This is a genomic window from Inquilinus sp., assembly GCF_057815775.1.
This window is the reverse complement of the sequence record NZ_JBYRFX010000084.1, coordinates 1-4,603: the sequence shown is the minus strand read 5'-3', so window position 1 is coordinate 4,603 and position 4,603 is coordinate 1. Positions and strand designations below refer to the sequence as shown.

5 protein-coding genes are annotated in these 4,603 nt (G+C 67.0%); all 5 read right to left on the bottom strand.

Annotation, left to right across the window (positions count from 1 at the left end):
* Nucleotides 1-198: 198 nt before the first annotated feature.
* The 5 genes from AC3XYG_RS03155 to AC3XYG_RS03135 all read right to left on the bottom strand — a co-directional run bounded on the left by AC3XYG_RS03155 (nucleotide 199) and on the right by AC3XYG_RS03135 (nucleotide 4,566).
* On the bottom strand, nucleotides 199-777 hold the full coding sequence (locus tag AC3XYG_RS03155) for a TetR/AcrR family transcriptional regulator (protein ID WP_489138359.1): 579 nt from the start codon (nucleotides 775-777) through the stop codon (nucleotides 199-201).
* A 212-nt stretch (nucleotides 778-989) separates the two neighbouring features.
* On the bottom strand, nucleotides 990-2,033 hold the full coding sequence (locus tag AC3XYG_RS03150) for an alpha/beta fold hydrolase (protein WP_489138358.1): 1,044 nt from the start codon (nucleotides 2,031-2,033) through the stop codon (nucleotides 990-992).
* Between the two features lie 52 nt (nucleotides 2,034-2,085).
* On the bottom strand, nucleotides 2,086-2,502 hold the full coding sequence (locus tag AC3XYG_RS03145) for an organic hydroperoxide resistance protein (protein WP_489138357.1): 417 nt from the start codon (nucleotides 2,500-2,502) through the stop codon (nucleotides 2,086-2,088).
* Nucleotides 2,499-3,059, bottom strand: a complete 561-nt coding sequence (locus AC3XYG_RS03140; protein ID WP_489138356.1) for a helix-turn-helix domain-containing protein — start codon at nucleotides 3,057-3,059, stop codon at nucleotides 2,499-2,501. Before AC3XYG_RS03140 ends, AC3XYG_RS03145 begins: the two co-directional genes overlap by 4 nt.
* Before the next feature lie 217 nt (nucleotides 3,060-3,276).
* Nucleotides 3,277-4,566: an epoxide hydrolase family protein gene (locus AC3XYG_RS03135; RefSeq protein ID WP_489138355.1), complete on the bottom strand. Its 1,290-nt coding sequence runs from the start codon at nucleotides 4,564-4,566 to the stop codon at nucleotides 3,277-3,279.
* Nucleotides 4,567-4,603 lie beyond the last annotated feature (37 nt).

The window sequence follows — 4,603 nt, the reverse complement described above, 5'->3', positions numbered from 1 at the left end:
CCCGCCCCCTTCGGACATCCGGGAAAGCCCCCGAGCCCCATCAGGTGGTGGTGAGTCAGCCGTCCGTCGGGCTTCCGCCCGACCCATTAATACGAGAAAAAGATGTCAATCGACATCTAAGTCACGTATAGATGATAGGCGACATTGAAGCCGTCAAGGGGGCTCACGCGAGAGACAACAGGTCGCGGTTGGGTGGCGCTATGCGGACAGCGCCGAGAGATGCGTCTTCGCCTGCTCCAGGATCTCGTCCGAAAGGGCAGGATCATTGACCATGCGTGCCATCGTCAGCGCCCCGACCATGGTCGACACGACTGTCAGCGCCTGCCGCCTTGCATCGGCGGGGTCCGTCTCGGCGATCTGTGCGGCGATGGTATCGACCAGCTTGGTGAAGCCGTCCGTCGCCATGTCACGGACGGCATTGCCGCCGCGCCCGATCTCGCTGCCGAGCGATGCGAAGGGACAGCCGGCCGAGGGATCGTCCCGATGATCGGTCGAGAGGTAGTCTTCGACCATGGCGTCCAGCCCGTTCTCATCCGGGTGCTTCGCCGGATCCTGGCCGACGGTCGCGATCAGCATTTTCGCGGCAGAGGCACAGGCCTCGGCCACGAGTTCGTCCTTCGACCCGAAATGCCGGTAGAAGCCGCCATGGGTGAGCCCGGCGGCGGCCATCAGGTCCGACAGCCCGGTCGCGCCGATACCGTTGCGGCGGAACTCCTCCGAGGCGGCGCTGACGATGCGCGCCCGGGTCTCGGCTGCCTCCTGCCTCGACTTCCTCATCTCTTCCAGCCCTTCAGCGCCGATCCGGATGGCACTCCCATCGGCACTTAGATGGTAACAATCATCTTAATATAGGCGGATCGAGGCCGGAATCCAGTTCCAGATCATGGCGCCTCCAGCGGAGACGCAGGACTTGGACATCAATGGGCGATGCGGGGAGGATCCGCTCAAATCAGCCGTCCAACGGCCGTATCGCCCACCGTCGATGCCGATCAGGCGCCGGCGACGTCGAGGACGGCCTGGGCGAAGGCCTGGGGCGCCTCCTGCGGCAGGTTGTGGCCAATGCCGCCGGTGATGGTCCGGTGCTCGTACCGGCCCGAGAACTTCTTGGCATAGGCCGCCGGCTCCGGATGCGGCGCGCCGTTGGCATCCCCCTCCATCGTGATCGTCGGCACGGTGATGACCGGCGCCGCGGCCAGCCGCTGCTCCAGCTCGTCGTAGCGCGCTTCGCCCTCGGCCACGCCCATCCGCCAACGATAATTGTGGATCACGATGGCGACATGATCCGGGTTGTCGAGCGACGCAGCGCTGCGGGCAAAGGTGGCATCGTCGAAGCCCCATTTCGGCGAGGCCTCGTGCCAGATCAGCTTCGCGAAGTCGCGGCGGTTCTCATCATAGCCCTGCCGGCCCCGCTCCGTCGCGAAGTAGAACTGGTACCACCAGTCATGTTCGGCCTTCGGCGGCAGCGGCCGCTTGCCGACTTCGACACTGCCGATGAGATAGCCGCTGACCGAGACCAGAGCCTTGCACCGCTCCGGCCACAACGCCGCCATGATGCAGGCCGTCCGCGCGCCCCAGTCGAAACCGGCGACGACAGCCGCCTGGATCTTCAGCGCATCCATCAGGGCGATGATGTCGCTGGCCACAGCCGATTGCTGGCCGTTCCGGACCGTCGCATCCGACAGGAAGCGCGTGGTGCCGTGGCCGCGCAGATGCGGCACGATCACCCGATAGCCGGCCGAGGCCAGCAGCGGCGCGACATCGACGAAGGCGTGGATGTCGTAGGGCCAGCCATGCAGCAGCAGGACGACGGGGCCGTCGGCAGGGCCGGCTTCGGCATAGCCGACATTCAGGAGGCCGGCATCGACCTGCTTCAGCGGAGCAAACGACGTGTTCGTCCCGGGTTTGACCGGTGCGGCGACAACCTTGCCGGCCTCGGCCTGCGCGGTGCCGAAAAGGCCCAGCTGGGCGGCGGCGACGGTCACGGCGGCCGCACCGAACAACCGGCGGCGCTGGTGATTGATCTCTTCGGACATTCAGCTCTCTCCAACGGAAAACGAGGGCGGCCGCCTGATGGCCCGGCTGCGCTTAGATCAGATTGATCTCGACGGCGATGTTGCCCCGGGTGGCCTTGGAGTACGGGCAGGTCTGGTGCGCCGCATCCACCAGGGCCCGGGCGACGTCTGGTTCCAGTCCCGGCAGGCTGACATTGAGGCGGGCCTGGAGGAGATATTCCCCGGCCGCCGTGCCCAGATCGACCTCCGCGTCGACGGCGAGGTCGGGCGGCAGCGTAATCTTCATCTTGCGGGCCGCGAGTCCCATGGCGCCGATGAAGCAGGCGGACCAGCCGGCGGCGAACAGCTGCTCCGGATTGGTGCCGTCGCCCGCACCGCCGGGGGTCGAAAGCTTGATGTCCAGGCGGCCGTCCGAGGTGCGGGACGCGCCGTCACGCCCGCCGGTGGTGTGGGTCTTACCGGTGTACAGGACGTGTTCGATCCGGGTCATGGCAGGTTCCTGATTGATGACGTGCTGATGGCGCGGCGATGTCTCGCCTCGGCTTGCGTGTCCGTGAGATTGCGGCGGCGCCAGGCGCTCGGGGGTTCGCCCACCCAGCGCCGGAACAACTTCGAGAGATGCGCCTGGCTTGCCAGGCCGCAGGCAAGCGCGATATGGCTGAGCGGGTCCGGTGTGGTCAGCATCAGCCGCTGGGCCAGGTCCAGCCGCAGCCGGATGATGTGCATATGCGGCGTGGTGCCGAAGCTGGCCTTGAAGGCGCGGCAGAAATGGCTGGTGCTGAGCGGGATCTGCTCAGCGAGGTCCTCGACACGCAGCGGTCGCTCCATATGCTCTTTCATGTATCGCTCGATCTTGCGCTTCTGCCAGGGCGCCAGCCCGCCGCGGATCCCGGCCGAGTCAGCCGCGACCGACAGGGTGAGCAGCGTCACCAGCCGCAAGGCGGCCTTGCGCGCGGCTTCCGGGTTCCGGTCCATCGCGCTGCGAACATCCTCGAGCAGCTCCTCGGCAGGCGAGACACGGTCCATCGCCGCCGCATCGGCGGGCACGCCCCTGACATCCGCGGTCGAGACGGCAAGCCATGTCCCGTCGTTCTGCACCTTCGAGTCCTCCAGACTGACCCGGACATCGGGCAATGGGTGCGCCGGGCAGACAGCCCGACGCACCCGCCGCCTCTCCATCCAAGCAGAGGCCGCGAAAGGATGCCCGTTATGCCTTGTGAGCAGCTGTTAGGCGTCGCCTGCCATGGTCAGCCAACCCCTGGGGTCAGCGCAGCGATCGGAACGCCGCGCGGACCTCGACGGCCAGCAGCTCCGGCTCTTCCCAGGCGGCAAAGTGGCCGCCCTTGTCGACCTCGTTGAAGTAGATGAGCTTGTGGTAGCTGCGGTCGACCCAGCTCCGCGGTGCCTGGTAGATCTCGCCCGGGAACACCGTCACGGCGGCGGGCAGCGAGATATCCACCGCATTGAAGTTGTTGGAGTGGTCTTCCCAATAGATCTGGGCCGAGGATGTGGCGCTGTTGGTCAGCCAGTACAGCGAGATGTCGTCCAGGATCTCGTCCCGGGTCAGCGACCGCTCGGGGTCGCCGCCACTAAAGGTCCATTGCGCGATCTTGTCGTACATCCAGGCGGCCTGGCCGGCCGGGGAATCCGCCAGCGCGTAGCCCAGGGTCTGCGGCCGGGTCACCATCATGGCGGCATAGGCGGCGTTGTTCTTGTAGAAGTCGTTCAGCTTGTCGTAGGCCGCTTTCTCCTTGGCGGCCAGGCTGGCCGGGGCAGGCTCGCCCTGCGCCAGCAGCGGCTGCAGTTCGGCCGGCACCGTCGCGGGCATGTTGACGTGGATGCCGATCAGCCCCGGCACCGCCTGCATCGCCATCCGGTGCGAGATGACGGACCCGCAATCGCCGCCCTGCGACACGAAGCGCTTGTAGCCCAGCCGGCCCATCAGCTCGGCCCAGGCGCGGGCAATGTGGTCGGACCCCCAGCCGGTCCCCTGCGGCTTGCCCGAGAAGCCGAAGCCGGGCAGCGACGGCACCACCAGGTCGAAGGCGTCCTCGGCCTGTCCGCCATGGACCGTCGGGTCGGTCAGCGGGCCGATCACCTTCAGCAGCTCCAGGATCGACCCCGGCCAGCCATGGGTCATGATCAGCGGCAGGGCGTCGGGGTGTTTCGACGGGACATGGATGAACTGGATGTCGAGGCCGTCGATCTCGGTCACGAACATCGGCAGGGCGTTCAGCTTCGCCTCCACTTTCCGCCAGTCGTACTCCGTGCCCCAGTACTGGACGAGCTTCTGCAGCCGCGCCAGCTGGACGCCCTGGGACTGGTCGGCGACGGTCTCCCGGAACGGCCACCGCGTCGCCTGGATGCGGCGGAGCAGTTCGCCCAGATCCGCATCCGGAACCTCGGCCCGGAACGGGCGGATCGCGCTGCCTGCCGCTGCCATGGCCGGCTTCAGCAGGCCGAAGGCGCCGGTTGCGGCAGCAGCCGCAAACATGGCGGTGGCCGAACTGGCCAGGAAGTCGCGCCGCGTCGGCGACGTGAAGTCTTCGGACATGATCATTTCCCTTGTGATGGCTTCCGTGAGGAAGCTT

Coding starts and splice junctions, on each gene's coding strand:
- AC3XYG_RS03145 (WP_489138357.1), bottom strand. CDS start 2,502: ATGACCCGGATCGAACACGTCCTGTACACCGGTAAGACCCACACCACC.
- AC3XYG_RS03155 (WP_489138359.1), bottom strand. CDS start 777: ATGAGGAAGTCGAGGCAGGAGGCAGCCGAGACCCGGGCGCGCATCGTC.
- AC3XYG_RS03135 (WP_489138355.1), bottom strand. CDS start 4,566: ATGTCCGAAGACTTCACGTCGCCGACGCGGCGCGACTTCCTGGCCAGT.
- AC3XYG_RS03150 (WP_489138358.1), bottom strand. CDS start 2,033: ATGTCCGAAGAGATCAATCACCAGCGCCGCCGGTTGTTCGGTGCGGCC.